Genomic DNA, 15,487 nt, shown 5'->3' with positions numbered 1-15,487 from the left:
AGTCCACAAACTCGTTGCGGGCACTCTGAGGAAATGACCTGACCATAGAACGCTCCATCAATCAGAGCGTTGCTACGACCATATGACTTTGCCGGCCTCATAACGACAACAAATGCGAGCTAGTTGGGTGGGGACGCACAAAGCAACGTTGTGACCCAGCTAATGGCGCGGATCCTGGGGTGCTGATAGCTTCCCAATGATCGGCTGAATTGATTGGTGGTGTCCCGTTGCGATCAATCATGGCCCATTTCCGTGCGCTTAATACCGTTCCACCGGCAAGCAACGACCATCTGGCTGCCGTCCGCGTCGCGCTGAGCGTCGCAGTGCCGGCGCTTGTGCTTCTCGCGGTTGGCCGGGCGGACCTCATCATCTACGCAGTCTTCGGCGCCCTGACCGGCATGTACGGCCGTGCCGAGTCACACCAACTGCGGCTCAAGCACCAAGCGCAAGCTGCCGCGGTGCTCCTGGCCGGTGTCTCGGTGGGCACGTTCTTGTCCGTCTCACACATCCATTCCTGGGGACTGGTCGTGGTCGAGGCGCTGCTGGCGGGCTTGGGCTCGCTGTTCTCCGACAAGGTGCGGCTCAAGCCCAACGGCCCGTTCTTTGGAATCCTGGCCCTGGGGGCCTGCGCTTCCGTTCCCGCGACCGTCCCCTTCCTTGCCGCGGTCCTGATCTGCGCGGCATCGGCAGCGTTCTCGATGGTGGTGGGTTTTGCCGGGTGGCTTCGGTACCGGGTGTGGAAACGTGGCGCCATCCGGGACATTCCGGCGTCCTCGGCGCGGCTGCGCCAAGCAGCCGCCCTTCACGCGGCCCGGTATGTGCTCGCCGTCGGCGCGGCAGGTGCTTGCGGGGTACTCACGGGCAGCGGGCACCCGCACTGGGCCATGGCCGCCGCCGCTGTTCCGCTGGCCGGAGCCGATATGCCCAGCCGGTTACACCGCGGCATTCACCGCATCGTGGGGACGTTCCTCGGATTGGGGATTGTCGCCGTCGTACTCTTTCCAGGACCGTTTTCCCCACTGCACTATTTCCCCGGGCAAACCACCATCATCCTTGCCCTGCTGGTGATCGTCTTCCAGTTCCCCACTGAGCTGTTCATGAGCAGGCACTACGGCTGGGCGATGGTGTTCTTCACCCCGGTCATCCTGCTGATGACCCAACTGGCTGCGCCCTCCGATCCTGGCGTGCTGGTCCTGGAACGCGGGGTGGAGACGTTCGTAGGGGCCGTGATCGGGATTGCGGTGGCGGTGCTGCTCCAGGCGCCCCGGCTTACTTCACTTGCTTCGCGGCGCGGCGGGGCGGACCTGACGTAAGCTTCGCCGGCAGGAAACGCATGACGGCGGTGATCGCTTTGTAACGCTTCGTCGGGATGGACACCCCTTTACCCTTGGCGTTGTCTTCCAATCCTTCCCGGACAACTCGCTCGGCCTTCAGCCACAAGAAGCGCGGAGCCACCGACTTGTCCATGCCCATGCGATCGTGGAATTCCGTGTGGGTGAACCCCGGGCACACCGCGGTGACCTTCACTCCGCTGCCCGCATACGCAGTGTTCGCCCAACGGCTGAAGCTGACTTGCCAAGCCTTGGCTGCCGAATAGCTGCCCCGGTTCGCGAAGGCCGCAACGCTGGCGACGTTGATGATCCGGCCTGTCTTGCGTGCCAACATGACCTCCAAGGCCGCGTGGCACAGTTCCATCGGCGTCTGGACATGCAGCCGCAAATGCCGCTTTTCGTCTTCCACATCGTTCTTCTCGAATGAATTCAGCAAACCGATTCCGGCATTGTTGACCAGCACGTCCACCGGCCTTGAAGCGTCCCGCAGCCTGGCCGCAACAGCCGCAACCCCGACGTCGGAGGTCAAGTCTGCGGGCAGGACCTCCACCGAGATACTGAAGTCCCGCTCAAGCACTTCAGCGCTTGCCCGCAGCCGACTTTCGTCGCGGGCCACAAGGACGAGGTGGTGGCCCGATTCGGCCAGCTGGCGGGCGAATTGGGCACCGAGCCCGGCAGTAGCGCCGGTGACCAAGGCGGTGAGTTCGTTGGCACGAGTTGTCATGCGCCCAGACTAGCCCCGTCGGGCCCTGAGTGGCGGGTGCCATGTCGACGGCGGTACTCGTGCGTTCCCGCTGCACGCGGTAGAGTGCCTCAAACGTGCGCCGCAAAAGCCGCCGAGGGCGGGGCAACGGCTGCCAAACCGGGGGAACGGACCATGGACGAGGCTCAAGCCAGGATTGAGTTCCGCGAAATCGACGAGCACGGGAATGCGCTGGAGCATCACCTGGGCCCGGTTGAGGAACCTCAGCGCAGAGCTGCGCTGAACCCGTTCATTATCGGGTTGTGGGTGCTGGAGATGGCACTCGCCATAGCGATCATGGTGATCATCAATGAGGCCATGACCCCGTTCAACTCCAGCCTGGGAAATCCCATGCCGATCGCTTACATCCTGAGCACTATGACCCCACAGCTTCTCCAGACCGCCGCCCTCATCCTGGCGACACTGCTGTTCTGGCACGCCTGGCAGTGGCAGAAAAGGAAGGCGCAAAAGTAGGCACCCGCCCCGCGGCGGAGGCAAGCGACTACCCATTGAGCAGACTATGTGGGAAAGCAAATGGGCGTGATCGCGTCGTGTTCGTCCCACAGTTTCGCCCCGGAAGCAGTCACTGCCTGGACAGCCATGGCACTGATGAGCTCCCCTGCATGGCGCTGGTCGCTTTCGGTGACGACATAGGTGAAGACCAGCTCCGTTTCCCCTCCGGCCGGCATCGGACCCAAGGTCAAGACGGACGGACCGCTCGCGTACTTCAGATCCTCCATGCCCGCGTTGGTGAAGGATCGCAGTACAAGGGTGACATCGGTGAGCTCTTCCCCGGAATCGTTGATGATCCAGGCGGAATAGACCAAGGTGTCGCGAGGAGCTGCACTGGCCTTGTCGGCGTAGTGAACGAGGCGCACTCTGGCGCCGTGAAGCAGGCACGTCGAGCAGGTTCCCGGAACAGTGGCATCCGATGGATGCCACTGTTCCGGCGGACTATTCGGGATCTGCGACACCAAAGCCTCCGTCGGAAAAGGGCGTTCAGCAATAGGAATTCCCTGCGTGTCAGCCGCGGCGAACCCTGCGGTGCCAGACAACCATCGCCCCGCCGATAGCGGCGAGCAGTGCGCCGACGCCTAACCAGGAGAACGGATCGAACGCGCCCGTGAAGGCAAGGGGAGACTTTGGCCCCGCGCCGGTGATGACGGCGGCCCCGGTCGGCGTCGGGGTAGCGGTCCCGGTCGGGGTAGCCTTCCTGGTCGGGGTAGCCTTCCTGGTCGGGGTAGCCTTCCCGGTCGGGGTCGGGGTCGGGGTAGCGGTGGCGGTGGGCGTCGGCGCAGCCGTCGGGGTCGGCGTCGGGGTCGAACCCGCTACCGTGAGGGAAATGCCCGTGCACCCCTTGCAGGCTGCGAGGTCGGCGCGGGGCGCTTGGCCGGCGACCGTCACCGAGACCCGGCCCCGAGCAGGCGCCTCGGCTGCCGTCGACACGGCGGCGGCAGCGGGACCGGCGGCGTTGATCCGCGCCGAGACCTTCAGGGTCGCGCTCTTCCCGGCAGGCAGATCCACCGTCCATCCCGCGGCCCCGCCAAGTTGCTGGGCAGTACCAGTCGACGCCGTGAGGCCTTCGATTGTCGCGTCGTCAACGAGGTCGCTGAGGTCCACAGCCACTGCCGCGCCTCGGACGTCGACGGATCCGGCGGTCGCCGACACCGTCCACACGACCGTGTCACCCGGGCCCACTTTGCTCCCGTGCGCCGGGGCGGACGCCACCTCCAGGGACCAAGTGCCCTTGGGCACGACGCCCGCGGCCTTGTCCTGCACGGCGGACAGGTTCTTCATCCAAGAGAACTGGGTGGGCGTGATGGTGTCATCCCCCCAGGCCTTGCCGTCGCGGTCCACGGCGTATGCGAAGAACCCACCCTTCGGGGAGCCGCCCTCGGGCTGCCATGTTGCAAACTTGTACGCGTTACTCGACTGTGCTTTGGCGGGATCGTAGATACCCTCGGCGTCACCCCAGCGCGTCGAATCCTGCTCCTCGGGGAACGAGAATCCCGGCAGGAACTGGCAGGCTGCGATCTTATCCGAGAACGTGTTCCAGGTCCCCTGCATCCCCCACGTGCCCCGGCCGTAGGCCTGCAGGAGCACGAAGGAGACGTTCTGGTGCACAGCCTTGAACAACGGGGTGCCGCCGTGCTGGTTGGTGTCGAAGATGAAGAGCTTGTCGGTGCCGGACTTCGGACCGATCAGCTTGCCGAGGGCGTTGAACACTCCAATCGCGCGAGTGAGCTCGTCGCCATCCGGATACGACTCGACGTCGATGTCGATGCCGTCGAGGCCGTACGGGGTGACGAAAGTGTCGACGAGTTCCTTCGCGTAGGAACGGTACGCATCTTCGGTCAGCGGGATCTTGGCCTTGGCGAGGCGCTCCAGCCACAAGGTGTAGACGACCTTCGTGCCCTGCGCATGCAATGCGGGCACGTAAGTGTCGCGCAGAGTGCGCCAGTAGTCTGTGTTGGCCGTGGCGCCGGCGTCGAAAACCATCGCCACATCGATCTCCGCAGGGAGGTCGCTCATGCGCGTGACGTTCGGGTAGGGCAAGTTCGAGTTGGCGTTCTGCGGCACAGTGACGTCGCGCCACGTCCGGTAGTACGCCATTGTGAGTGGCTCCTTCTCGCAGTGCGCGGTGTTGCCTATGGATGCCTTTGCGACGTCATCGGCGACCGCCGGCTGCGGGCCGAAGGCGGCAAGTCCGGCGAGTAATGCCGCTGCACCTAGTGCTGTTATCCGTCTCATTGCTCTCTCTTCCTTGAGGAGGCATCTTCGAGAATCACCGCGAAAGATACCCGGGTGGGATGCAACTATAGCGATTTAGTAAAACGGTAGCAGGTGGGGACCGCGGTGCACAGAAAAAGTTTTGAGACGACCCTGTATCGCTACAGTTGAAGCATGAACAAAACGAAGCGCGTGACCATCACGGACATCGCCCGGCTGGCCGGGGTGTCGCCGGGGGCTGTGTCGTTCGCGCTGAACGGGCGACCGGGCGTCAGTGAGCAGACACGAAAGCGCATCCTCACCATCGCCGAGGAGCACCAGTGGCTTCCGAGTTCGGCGGCCCGGGCGCTCGGCGGCGCGGGCGCCGGGGTCATTGGATTCGCCGTCAACCGCTCGGCGGGCACCCTCGGTGCGGAGGCGTTCTTCACCGACCTCATCGCCGGGGTCCAGTCAGCCCTGGCGGAGAAACGCATCGCAATGCAAATGGTGCTCGTCTCCTCGATCGAGGAGGAAGTGGCAACCTACCGCCGCTGGCACAGCGCCAACCAGGTCGATGGGGTCATCGTCATTGATCCTCGTGACGACGACCCGCGCTTTCCAGTGCTGCGCGATCTCGCTCTCCCCGCCGTCGTGCTCGGCAGCCATGCGTCGGAGGAGGGGCACCCGGCGACGATCTGGCTCGACGACAGCCAAGTGGCGCACTCTCTCTTCGACTATCTCGGCGCCCTTGGCCACCGCTCGATCGCGTACGTCGCCGGTCCTGCGGAGTTCCAACACACGCGCCTGCGCACCGAGGTGCTTGCCGGTCTTGGTGAACGCGGGGTGCGCGGAGAGGTGATCGCCACCGACTTCTCGCCGGCCGCGGCATCCACGGCCATGCGCCGCCTCCTGAGCCGACTGGAACGGCCAACGGCCGTGGTCTTCGACAACGACGTGATGGCGATCGCCGGCCTTCGCGTCGCGCAGGAGATGGGGGTGCCCGTGCCGAAGGATCTCTCCGTCGCCTCCTTCGACGACTCGGTCGTCGCGGGGCTCGTGCACCCATCGATCACGTGCATCACCCGCGACACGTTCGGGCTCGGGGCGGAGGCAGCAGCGTTCCTGCTCGAGCAGATAGATGCGCCCGAGGTACTGGCGGACCGCATCGGCGCCTTGCCGCAGCTCACCGTGCGCGAGAGCACCGCCGTCCCGCGCTAAGGTCTCAGACCACGGTATTCCGGGAAGCGTAGGCGATCCGGCCGGCGGCGGGGCGGATGAGCTCGGTTATGCCGCGTGCGGCAAGAACCTCGGGCTTCGCGGCGTCGATCGACGTGACGATGGCCGGGTCAGCGCCTGCCGTGCAGGCGTCCACCCACGCTTGGAAGATCGCGCCGCCGGGGCTCATCGCGCCGCGGCTGATCGGGGTTTCGTTCTCGTCGACCTCGACGACGATGCCGAGGGTGCGCGCGGGGGCGGGTTGCCGCTCGCGAAGCTCGGGGATGAGTTCGGCGAAGCGGCGTCCGATCGGCTTCACAGCCCCGTCCTGGTCGGCGAGGCCCAGGGTGTACTCCAGCTCGGGGAAGTCCGCGAGGCTGCGGCTTACGTCGTGCGAGCACCACCAAGTGACGCCCCAGAGGTTCTCTGTTCGCGCGACCGAGCGGAGTGTCGCCTCAAGAAAATCCGGGGTCTCCGCAGGAGCAAGGCAGTTCGATGGTGCACCCACCTCCTGCAGCCAGATCGCACGGCCGGGGTCGGTGGCGAACCCGCGGGCGAGCTCGATCATGTACTCGGCGTGGCGGTCGGATGCCACGGAACGACCGCCGTAGCGCTGCGCCGTGCCATTGAAGATCCACGAGTGCACGGTGGTCATTTCACCGAGCCGGGAGGCGAGCGCGGGCGTGAAGCCGTGTCCGTCCATGTACCAAGCGGCGTCGTACTCGCTGTGCACATGCTGCTGTGCAGGGGCGGAGGTGTGTGCGGCGTCCAGGAGCGTCGTGATCCAGTTCGCGGCCTCGGCCTCGGTGACCGGCCAGGGGGACGGGTGGGTCGGGGCGGAGAATTGATTTGTTTCGTTGCCGAGGGTGAAGCCAAGGAAGTTGGCTGCGTCGCCAAGCCGTTCGCCGAGACGGGTGACCAGATCGGCCTGTCCGCTCAGCGCATCGGGGTGCGTGAACATGTTCTTGTCGTGCCACGTGGACAGCCAGGAAGGGATGAAGTCGAAGCTCGACAGGTGCCCCTGAATGACGTCGACGCTGACATCCAGTCCGAATTCGGCCGCCGCGTCAACCACGGCACGGACGTCGGCCACGGCCTTCTCGCGGATCAGGGTGCGGTTGGGTTGGAGCAGCGTCCACAACGGGAAGATCCGGACATGGTCGAGGCCGATCGCTGCCAGCGAAGCGAAATCCCGGCGCACGTCGTCGAGATCCAGTGCCATCCATGCGTACATCCATGCGGATGAAGGAGTGTAGTTGGCGCCGAAGCGCAGGGGGGCGACGGGGTGGGTCATCGCGGTCCTTTCCGGAAATCAATGCCATGGCCGGTGTCGTCCGGCACTGGACGGTTCGGTGCTCGGTGTGGCAAGCTATCGCCACTATACCGTTTTAGTTACGGGTTGCGACTACGGCCCATCACAAGACGTAGCAGCCTGGACCTATCGAAGGAGAACGTCCATGAAGATCCGAACGACTGTCGCCGCAGGCATCGCGGTGGCCACAGCACTCGCTCTCACCGCCTGCACCGGCGGCGCCTCTCCGCCCGCCAATTCCGCCAGCGAAGGAAAGATCAGCGGAAACATCTCTTTCCAGACCTGGTCCCTGAAGAACGACAAGTTCACCCCCTACTTCGAGGCCGTCGCCAAAGCGTTCGAGAAGGAGCACCCGGGCGTCACGGTCAAGTGGATCGACCAGCCCGCTGATGGCTACGAGGACAAGCTCCTGCAGCAGGCCGGGTCCGGAGAGCTCCCGGACGTGGTCAATCTTCCGCCGGAGTACGCATACTCGCTCGCTTCGGCAGGACAGCTCGTCGATCTGAAGAAGAAATCGAAGATCCTCGGCGACTACGTCGAGGGCGGCGTGGGCGCGTACAAGTACGACGGCCTCGACGGCTCGTTCGGCTTTCCCTGGTACCTGGGTACCGAGCTTAACTACTGGAACAAGGACCTGCTCGCCAAGGGCGGAGTGACCGCGCCCCCCAAGACCCATGCTGAGACCTTGGATGCCGCGGCCAAGCTCGCGGCGGCAGGTGTGAAAACGATCTCGGATGTGCCGGGCCCGAAGGCGCTGCAAAGCATGGTGTCCGATCGGGGCGGGAAGCTCGACGTCTACAAGGACGGCAAGTTCGTCTTCAACACCCCCGAGGCCGCGGCGATCATCAAACGCTACGCCGAACTCTACAAGCTTGGGGCGATCACACCCGAGGCGCTGCAAAACGCCGGAACCGCGAATGCCAACATCAACACCTTCAACAAGGGAACCGTCGCCTGGACTACCTCGGGACCGAACTATATCGACAAAGACGTCTCCGTGAACGCGCCGTCGATCCTGCCCAGCGTCGAGGCTACCAACGCCTTCGGCAACCCGCCACTGTTCGTGCAGGGCATCAGCGTCTCGGCGAAGTCGAAGAACTCCGCCACGGCACTCGCCTTCGCGGAGTTCCTCACGAACACAAAGAACCAGGTCGCGTTCGTCAAGCTCGCTCCCGGCTTCTTCCCCGGCACCAAGGCTGCCAATGAAGACCCCGCCGCCTTCTCTGAAACGTCGAAGAACAAGATGCAGGGCGTCGCCACCAAACTGGCCGCTTCGCAAATGAAAAACGCCCGGATGGTAGGCGCCCCGCGGTTCACCGAGGCGATGGAGACTTACGCCAAGCAACGGATCGCCCTCGCGGTCAAGGGGGAAATCCCTGCCCAAGAGGCGCTGGACAAAGCCGTCGAGTACGCGAAGCAGAACGTCGCCGGCTGAGCCGACGAGGAGATGAAGGGGGGCGGTCGCCGTGAGACGACAACGCTGGTATACGCCGTATCTGTTGGTTCTACCCGGTGTAATCTGGGTGGTCGTGTTCGCGCTCTGGCCATTCCTGAACACGATCGCACTCGCATTCACGGATGCCCGCCCCCTTCGTCCGGCGGAGTTCGTCGGCTTCGCGAACTTCGACAAGATGCTCGAGGACGATCGCTTCGGCTACGCGCTGACGACCTCGTTGGTCTATGTCGTCGTGTGCGTGCCGCTGCTGACGTTCCTCCCGTTGCTGCTCGCACTGCTCGTGCACAACAAGGTGCCGGCGATCGGGTTTTTCCGTACCACCTTCTATTTTCCCGTGATCGCCTCCGCGGTGGTCGTGGCGATCGTCTGGGAGTTCCTCTTCTCGGGCAGTGGCACGATCAACTCCGCGCTGAGTTTTTTCGGCCTCATCGACCGTCCGGTCGAGTTCCTCTCCGACCGCTGGTTGCTGATCGGATGTGCGATCGGATTGACCGTGTGGAAGGGGCTCGGCTACTACATGGTCGTCTATCTGGCGGCCCTCGGAAACGTCGGCCGCGAGTTGCACGAGGCTGCGGCGATGGACGGCGCCGGCCGCTGGCGCCGATTCTGGTCGGTGACCGTCCCTGGGGTACGCGGACCGATGATGCTCGTGTCGGTGCTGGTATGCGTAGGGGCGACGCGCGTCTTCACCGAGCTCTTCGTGCTCTCCAATGGTTCAGGGGGGCCGGGCGGGCGAGCGATGAGCATGGTGATGCTCATCCAGTCGATGGGCAAGGGACTCAACGGTCAGGTCGGCTATGCATCCGCGATCTCGCTGGTGCTGTTCCTGCTGACCCTCGTTCCGCTGTTGATCGTGGGCATCGTGAACAACGGTGACACCATCCGCGAAGCGTTGGCGAACAGGCGCAGTGCCAGGGCCGCGAAGACCACACTCGAGGCGACGGTTCAGGAGGCCCAGCGATGACTGCGGTGCAGACGAGCGGAAGGGTCAAGCCACCGCAGGAGAATCCCTACCGTACCCGCGGTTCGGCGGACATCATGAAGCCATCCCTCGGCGGCCTGATCGGCAAATACGCGCTGCTTCTCGGCGTACTGGTGCTCATGGTGTTCCCCTTCCTCTGGCAGATGTCGACCTCGCTCAAAGGGGCGTCGGAGAACATTTACGATTTCCCGCCCTCGCTGATTCCGGCGGCTCCGACGCTGGATAATTACGCAGAAGTGTTCCGCACGATTCCGGTGGTCGACTACGCCTGGCACTCCCTGCTCGTCGGCGCCGGTACGGTGATCACCAACGTCGTGTTCGCGACGCTCGGCGGCTACGCGCTGGGCACGATGAAGTTCCGCTTCAAGTGGGTCGTCGTTGCCATCTTCTTCTCAACGCTGCTGATCCCGGGCGAGGTCACCCTGACAAGCCAGTACCTCACAGTGAAGTCATTGGGGCTCGCGAACACGCTCTGGGGTGTCTTCCTCCCCGGCGCGGTCGCGGCGATCAACGTGCTGCTGATGACGGCCGCGTGCCGCATGATCCCGGCGGACACGCTGGATGCGGCGACCATCGACGGAGCGAACACGATGCAGCGCCTGCGCCACATCGTCTGGCCGAACGTGCGGGGCATGGTCTCGGTCGTTGCGCTCTTCGCGTTCATCGGCGCGTGGGACGATTTCCTGTGGCCGCTCGTTGTGCTTTCAGATCCCGCGAACTACACGCTGACTGTCGGGATGCAATATCTCAGCTCCAACTTCTCGGCGAATCCACGCGTGATCGCAGCGGGAACGATGATCGCCCTCGTGCCGATCATCCTGCTCTTCGCGGTCTTGCAGAGATGGTTCTTCAAGGGCGTCGAGGAGGGAAGCATCAAGGGATGACGGACACGGAGATCTAGGCCTCTTGAGCGCTTTAGCAGACCTTCAGCGTCGAATCCGGAGAACAGGCCATGCATGAGGACACCCCGCTCACCGTCGCCCGCGTCAAGCGCGTCCTCGAGGAGCGTATCCGTCCGGCGATCCACTCGGCATCAGTGCCTCTCACCGTCGAAATCCATGAGCTCGCCGGCGAGCCGATCAGCCCTGCCGCCGGGCTCGCGATCGACTACGCGCCCGGGTCCGTCGGAGCGCCATGGGGTCCCGCCTGGGGCACCACCTGGTTCCGGCTCACCGGCCGCGTGCCGGCCGACTGGGCAGGACGCACGGTGGAAGCCGTCGTCGACCTCGGGTTCGATATCAACATGGCAGGCTTCCAATGCGAGGCGCTCGTCTATCGTGCCGACGGCACTCCGGTGAAGAGCATCAACCCGCGCAACCAGTGGCTGCCGATCACCGCGGCGGCCGACGGCGGCGAGGCCGTCGAACTGTACCTCGAAGCGGCATCCAACCCCGTGCTGCTCGACTACCATCCCTTCCTCCCGACGCAGGAGGGCGACATCCTCACCTCGTCCAGGGAACGGCTCTACCGCACGCGCCGGATGGATCTTGCCGTCTTCGAGCGGGAGGTCTTCGAGCTCTCCCTCGATCTGGACGTGTTGTTCGAGCTGCAGGCCGAGCTTCCGCACACCTCGCCGCGGCGCATGCGCATACTGCAGGCCATGGATGACGCCCTCGACGTGTTCGACCTTCAGCGCATCGCCGCGACCGCTGCGGACGCCCGCGCGAAGCTGGCCGACGTGCTCGCGGCTCCCGCCGAGGCCAGTGCCCATCGCATCTCGGCCATCGGCCACGCGCACATTGACTCGGCCTGGCTGTGGCCGGTCCGCGAGACGATCCGCAAGGTCGCACGCACCTCGTCGTCGATGACGGCACTGCTGGAAGAGCAACCGGAGTTTAAGTTCGGCATGTCGAGCGCGCAGCAGTACGCCTGGCTCAAGGAGCACCGCCCCGAGGTGTTCGAACGGGTGAAGGCCGCTGTGGCCGACGGTCGATTCCTGCCGCTCGGCGGCATGTGGGTCGAGTCCGACACGGTGATGCCGACGGGTGAGTCTCTGGTGCGGCAGTTCTCGCACGGTCAGCGGTTCTTCGAGCGGGAGTTCGGCATCCGCTCGAAGGGTGTCTGGTTGCCCGACAGCTTCGGCTACTCGTCGGCGCTGCCGCAGCTTATGCGCCGCGCCGGCTTCGAGTGGTTCTTTACGCAGAAGATTTCCTGGAACCAGCAGAACGTTTTCCCGCACCACACGTTCCTGTGGGAGGGCATTGACGGTTCGCGGATGTTCACGCACTTCCCGTCAATGGACACGTACAACTCGCAGCTGAGCGGCATGGAGGTAGCCAAGGCGTCGCGTCAGTTCAAAGAGAACCGGGTCAGCTCCCGGTCGATCGCGCCCGTGGGCTGGGGTGATGGCGGCGGCGGTACGACACGCGAGATGACGGGCCGCGCCCGGCGCTTGCAGAACCTCGAGGGCAGTGCCCAGGTCGCCTGGGAACACCCCGACGTCTTCTTCGACGCCGCCAAGGCCGAGCTGCCGTACCCGGCTGTCTGGGTCGGCGAGTTGTACCTTGAGCTGCACCGTGGCACTCTCACCAGCCAGCACGCCACCAAGTCGCGCCACCGCCGGGCCGAGCACGCACTCATCGAGGCCGAACTGTGGGCGACGACGGACGCCGTCCGCACAGGGACCGCATACCCGCAGACCGAATTCGACGAGCTGTGGCAGCAGGTGCTGCTGCACGAGTTCCACGACATCCTTCCCGGCACCTCCATCGCCTGGGTGCACCGTGAGGCGGTCGCCGTCCTCGACGGCGTGATTGCCCGGGCACAAGCAATCTCGAATGCCGCGCGCCGCTCGCTCGCAGGCGACGGAGACCTTGAGCTTGTGTTCTCGCCGGCGTCGGTTTCCGGTCCGCTGCCGCTCGGCGCCACCTCGGCCGCAGCCTCCGATGACCGGGTCACCCTCGACGACTCGGGCGAGTGTATCGTGCTCGAGAACGGCCTCGTGCGCGTGCGCATCTCCAACGAGGGCCTTGTCGTCTCCGCGGTCGAACTCGGTACCGGGCGCGAGGCCGTTGCCGATGGTCGCGCGGCGAACCTGCTGCAGCTGCATCAGGACTTCCCGAACATGTGGGACGCCTGGGACATCGATCGTTACTACCGCAACAGCTCCACCGAGCTGCGCGATGTCACCGGCATCTGTTCGCGGCTGACCAGGACGGGCGCCGAGGTCGTCATCGAACGCGCATTCTCCAAGTCGACCATCACTCAGACGATCACCCTGGCGCCCGGTTCGAGGATGCTGCAGATCGTCAACGACATCGACTGGAACGAGACCGAGAAGCTGTTGAAGCTCGCCTTCCCGCTCGATGTGCAGGCGACACACTCCGAGGCCGAGACCCAGTTCGGCTATCAGTCACGCGTTACGCACACAAACACGAGTTGGGAAGCGGCAAAGTTCGAGACGTCGATGCACCGCTTCGTCCTGGTGCGCGAGGCCGACTTCGGCGTCGCCCTCGTAAACGACTCAATCTACGGCTATGACACGTCCCGTGAGGTGTCGGATGACGCAGTGACGACGACGGTCCGGCTCTCGTTGCTGCGCGCTCCGCGCTTCCCGGACCCTGACAGCGACCACGGACGGCACGTCATCGCGACGGGGATGGTGATCGGCGCCGGTCCCGCCGAGGCGACCCGCGCGGGCATCGAAATGAACGCCCCAGGGACGGTAGTCCGCGGCGGTCACGACGTCGCGCCGCTGGTCTCGGTCCGGGGCGAAGGGATCATTGTTTCCGGCGTGAAGCTCGCCGACGACGGGTCGGGCGACGTTATCGTGCGCGTCTACGAGTCGCTCGGCCGTCGCACGAACGGCGAGCTGTCGGTTGATTTCCCGCACCGCGAGGTGCGTGAGGTGAGCCTCATCGAGGACGCCTTGGGCGATGCGCGCCTCGGTGGCGCGCTCCGACTGCGGCCGTTCGAGGTCCGAACCCTACGCGTGGTGCGCTGAGTGGCGTGCGGCTGGGGGTCTCAGATCCAGCCGCACGCCGTGCAGGGATCCTTGGATCCTTGCACGTGCCCTTGGCCGTGGGTCGCATGGGGGCACACGACCGCATGTGGGCACGGCCTGGCATGCGGTCCACCAAGAACAGGACGCCTCGTAGCGGCCCCCAACAGGTCCGCGAGGAGCCTCGTTCCTTCGCATGCCAGGCACTATCTATGTGTCGCTGGTGGGTGAATCGTGTCGCGGACTTCGCGAGATATTTATCGAAATCCGTCGACGCCGATATTCGTCTTGCGGCTGGCCCGATACGCGGGCAGTGATTTAGTCGGTGGGGCGGTTCTCCGGCACCGAACCAGTGAGATCAGTGATGCGCCCACGGGCCGCGGCTTCGCGCACTGACCAGATCGCTGCGATTGCCGCATCCTCGTCCTCAAATGCCTTGGAGGTGAGCAGCACGTCTCCGTTTGCGGTGACAAGTTGGAACCGCAGGCAGGCGTCCGCGTCAACATACAGATTGAAATGTGAGGCCATTGTGGTGCTTCCTTGCATGGGAGATAGGTGCGCCTCAGGCCCTTGCGTGCCCGAAGCGTTTGGATCATCGGCTTCGTCGACGGTTCCAAGTAACCGAAGCCAGATAGAAGGCCAGCAAGCCGCCGATGAAGTAGACAACCCAGAACGGGAATCCGACGTTGGTTTGGCGTCCTACCAGGGTTTTCTGTTCCGGGGCGCCTTTGGGGATGTCTGCGATCCGGGAGGCATGGACCAGGAGCCGGTGTGAGTTTACCCCGACGGGAGTGCACGTCACCAAGGTGATGGAGTCCTCGCCCGCGGTGATTTTCAATGAGGAAATCTCATCCGGTTTGACCACTTCGACCCTGTTCACTTTGTAGAGGAACGTGTGGTCCATGACTTCCGTGGAGAAGATGTGACCCGTTTCCGCGCTGTGGAGGGGGTTGAACAGTTCCGCTTCCGGGATCCCCGAATGCGATGTCAGGACGCTGTGCGTGGAGGGCCCGCCCACGGGAAGGGAGGAGCCAAATAGGTGGCCTACGCCTTTGGCAAGGACGTTGTCGCTGGTTCCATGGAAGACAGGTAGGTCAATGTTCAGGGACGGATAACGGAATCTTCCGATCACCTCGTCATTGGCTACGTTCAACTGGCTCTGATAGTCCCGCAGCTGCCCTTCCAAGGCCTGGGTGGGGGCTTGGGCGTAATACGGGTCCCTCAGCTGTCCGGCAGGAATGCGGGAGTTGTATTCGCGTGCCCGGTCCAACACTTTCGTCCTGGCGGAGGGTTCGAGCTGTTCGACTTCCTGCGCGTAGCCGGAAAGTTGGCTGTTGTGGGATATCGAGCTGAACCAGTCCGCCGCCTGGGGATAAAGGACCAGGCCCAGGCCGACAGTGGCGATGATCATCATGGTGACAAATCTCCTGTCGGCACGCCCGCGCCGCCTGCTTGTGCGCCTACGCAATACCTTGCGGGTCTCGGGGCGCCGGGGATGGTCTCCCAGGCCGGGTTCGGAACCCTCCATGAATTCCTCGAGGGTCTGAGTCATTGGAGCCTCTTGCTTTGATGGACGGGAGCAGTATGGGGCATCCACCAATTGGTGGATGCCCCATACCCTGCATCAAGGGTGCAGGTCACCGAGGAGTGCTATTTTGCTTCGGTGCGTTTCCGGCGGCCGGTGACCATGAACAGCCCCGCGCCGGCCAGCACGAGGACCCCGCCGGCGGTCAGGGCCCACGTTCCCGCGCCGCCGGTGAGCGGCAGCGAGAATCCGGCGGCGTTCGCCAGGACGTTGTC

General features: G+C 64.4%; 14 protein-coding genes. 7 read left to right on the top strand and 7 right to left on the bottom strand.

Annotated elements, in window-relative coordinates:
* Positions 1 to 239: 239 nt before the first annotated feature.
* The gene (locus AB0323_RS23745; RefSeq protein WP_366179514.1) at positions 240 to 1,313 is read left to right on the top strand and encodes an FUSC family protein; all 1,074 of its coding nucleotides are present in this window, start codon (positions 240 to 242) and stop codon (positions 1,311 to 1,313) included.
* Here AB0323_RS23745 and AB0323_RS23740 read toward each other — a convergent pair.
* Positions 1,270 to 2,055, bottom strand: a complete 786-nt coding sequence (locus AB0323_RS23740; protein ID WP_366179513.1) for an SDR family NAD(P)-dependent oxidoreductase — start codon at positions 2,053 to 2,055, stop codon at positions 1,270 to 1,272. The genes AB0323_RS23745 and AB0323_RS23740 overlap by 44 nt on opposite strands.
* A 153-nt stretch (positions 2,056 to 2,208) precedes the next feature.
* Here AB0323_RS23740 and AB0323_RS23735 point away from each other — a divergent pair, with 153 nt between their 5' ends.
* Positions 2,209 to 2,547 carry a hypothetical protein gene (locus tag AB0323_RS23735; RefSeq protein ID WP_366179512.1) on the top strand — a complete coding sequence of 113 codons (339 nt, stop codon included), beginning with the start codon at positions 2,209 to 2,211 and terminating at the stop codon, positions 2,545 to 2,547.
* A gap of 44 nt (positions 2,548 to 2,591) precedes the next feature.
* Here the strand turns inward: AB0323_RS23735 and AB0323_RS23730 are convergent, their stop codons facing one another.
* Both AB0323_RS23730 and AB0323_RS23725 read right to left on the bottom strand, forming a co-directional pair.
* Positions 2,592 to 2,951 carry a hypothetical protein gene (locus AB0323_RS23730; RefSeq protein ID WP_366179511.1) on the bottom strand — a complete coding sequence of 120 codons (360 nt, stop codon included), beginning with the start codon at positions 2,949 to 2,951 and terminating at the stop codon, positions 2,592 to 2,594.
* A 145-nt stretch (positions 2,952 to 3,096) separates the two neighbouring features.
* A complete protein-coding gene (locus tag AB0323_RS23725; RefSeq protein WP_366179510.1) occupies positions 3,097 to 4,824 on the bottom strand; it encodes a hypothetical protein in 1,728 nt (575 codons plus the stop codon).
* 153 nt (positions 4,825 to 4,977) lie between these two features.
* Between AB0323_RS23725 and AB0323_RS23720 the strand changes: the two genes are divergently transcribed.
* Positions 4,978 to 6,000, top strand: a complete 1,023-nt coding sequence (locus AB0323_RS23720) for a LacI family DNA-binding transcriptional regulator (RefSeq protein ID WP_366179509.1) — start codon at positions 4,978 to 4,980, stop codon at positions 5,998 to 6,000.
* Between the two features lie 4 nt (positions 6,001 to 6,004).
* Here AB0323_RS23720 and AB0323_RS23715 read toward each other — a convergent pair whose 3' ends face one another.
* Positions 6,005 to 7,291, bottom strand: coding sequence for a glycosyl hydrolase (locus AB0323_RS23715; protein ID WP_366179508.1), 1,287 nt, complete (start codon positions 7,289 to 7,291; stop codon positions 6,005 to 6,007).
* 163 nt (positions 7,292 to 7,454) lie between these two features.
* On the opposite strand from AB0323_RS23715, the gene AB0323_RS23710 reads away from it, so the two are divergent.
* The 4 genes from AB0323_RS23710 (at position 7,455) to AB0323_RS23695 (ending at position 13,690) form a co-directional block, all read left to right on the top strand.
* Positions 7,455 to 8,744, top strand: coding sequence for an extracellular solute-binding protein (locus tag AB0323_RS23710; RefSeq protein WP_366179507.1), 1,290 nt, complete (start codon positions 7,455 to 7,457; stop codon positions 8,742 to 8,744).
* Between the two features lie 31 nt (positions 8,745 to 8,775).
* Complete coding sequence (locus tag AB0323_RS23705; RefSeq protein ID WP_366179506.1) at positions 8,776 to 9,729, top strand: sugar ABC transporter permease; 954 nt, start codon at positions 8,776 to 8,778, stop codon at positions 9,727 to 9,729.
* Positions 9,726 to 10,631, top strand: coding sequence for a carbohydrate ABC transporter permease (locus AB0323_RS23700; protein ID WP_366179505.1), 906 nt, complete (start codon positions 9,726 to 9,728; stop codon positions 10,629 to 10,631). Before AB0323_RS23705 ends, AB0323_RS23700 begins: the two co-directional genes overlap by 4 nt.
* Before the next feature lie 68 nt (positions 10,632 to 10,699).
* On the top strand, positions 10,700 to 13,690 hold the full coding sequence (locus tag AB0323_RS23695) for a glycoside hydrolase family 38 C-terminal domain-containing protein (protein WP_366179504.1): 2,991 nt from the start codon (positions 10,700 to 10,702) through the stop codon (positions 13,688 to 13,690).
* A 315-nt stretch (positions 13,691 to 14,005) separates the two neighbouring features.
* Here the strand turns inward: AB0323_RS23695 and AB0323_RS23690 are convergent, their stop codons facing one another.
* The 3 genes from AB0323_RS23690 to AB0323_RS23680 form a co-directional block, all read right to left on the bottom strand.
* On the bottom strand, positions 14,006 to 14,215 hold the full coding sequence (locus tag AB0323_RS23690) for a DUF1508 domain-containing protein (protein ID WP_366179503.1): 210 nt from the start codon (positions 14,213 to 14,215) through the stop codon (positions 14,006 to 14,008).
* A gap of 64 nt (positions 14,216 to 14,279) precedes the next feature.
* Complete coding sequence (locus AB0323_RS23685) at positions 14,280 to 15,239, bottom strand: class C sortase (RefSeq protein ID WP_366179502.1); 960 nt, start codon at positions 15,237 to 15,239, stop codon at positions 14,280 to 14,282.
* A gap of 98 nt (positions 15,240 to 15,337) precedes the next feature.
* Entirely contained in the window at positions 15,338 to 15,454 is a 117-nt protein-coding gene (locus tag AB0323_RS23680; protein WP_366179515.1) for an LPXTG cell wall anchor domain-containing protein, read from the bottom strand.
* Positions 15,455 to 15,487: the final 33 nt, after the last annotated feature.

Origin of the sequence: Arthrobacter sp. NPDC080031, from assembly GCF_040702485.1 — a bacterium.
In the GTDB taxonomy this organism is placed as follows: Bacteria; Actinomycetota; Actinomycetes; order Actinomycetales; family Micrococcaceae; genus Arthrobacter.
This window is presented reverse-complemented; position numbering and strand designations above follow the sequence as displayed.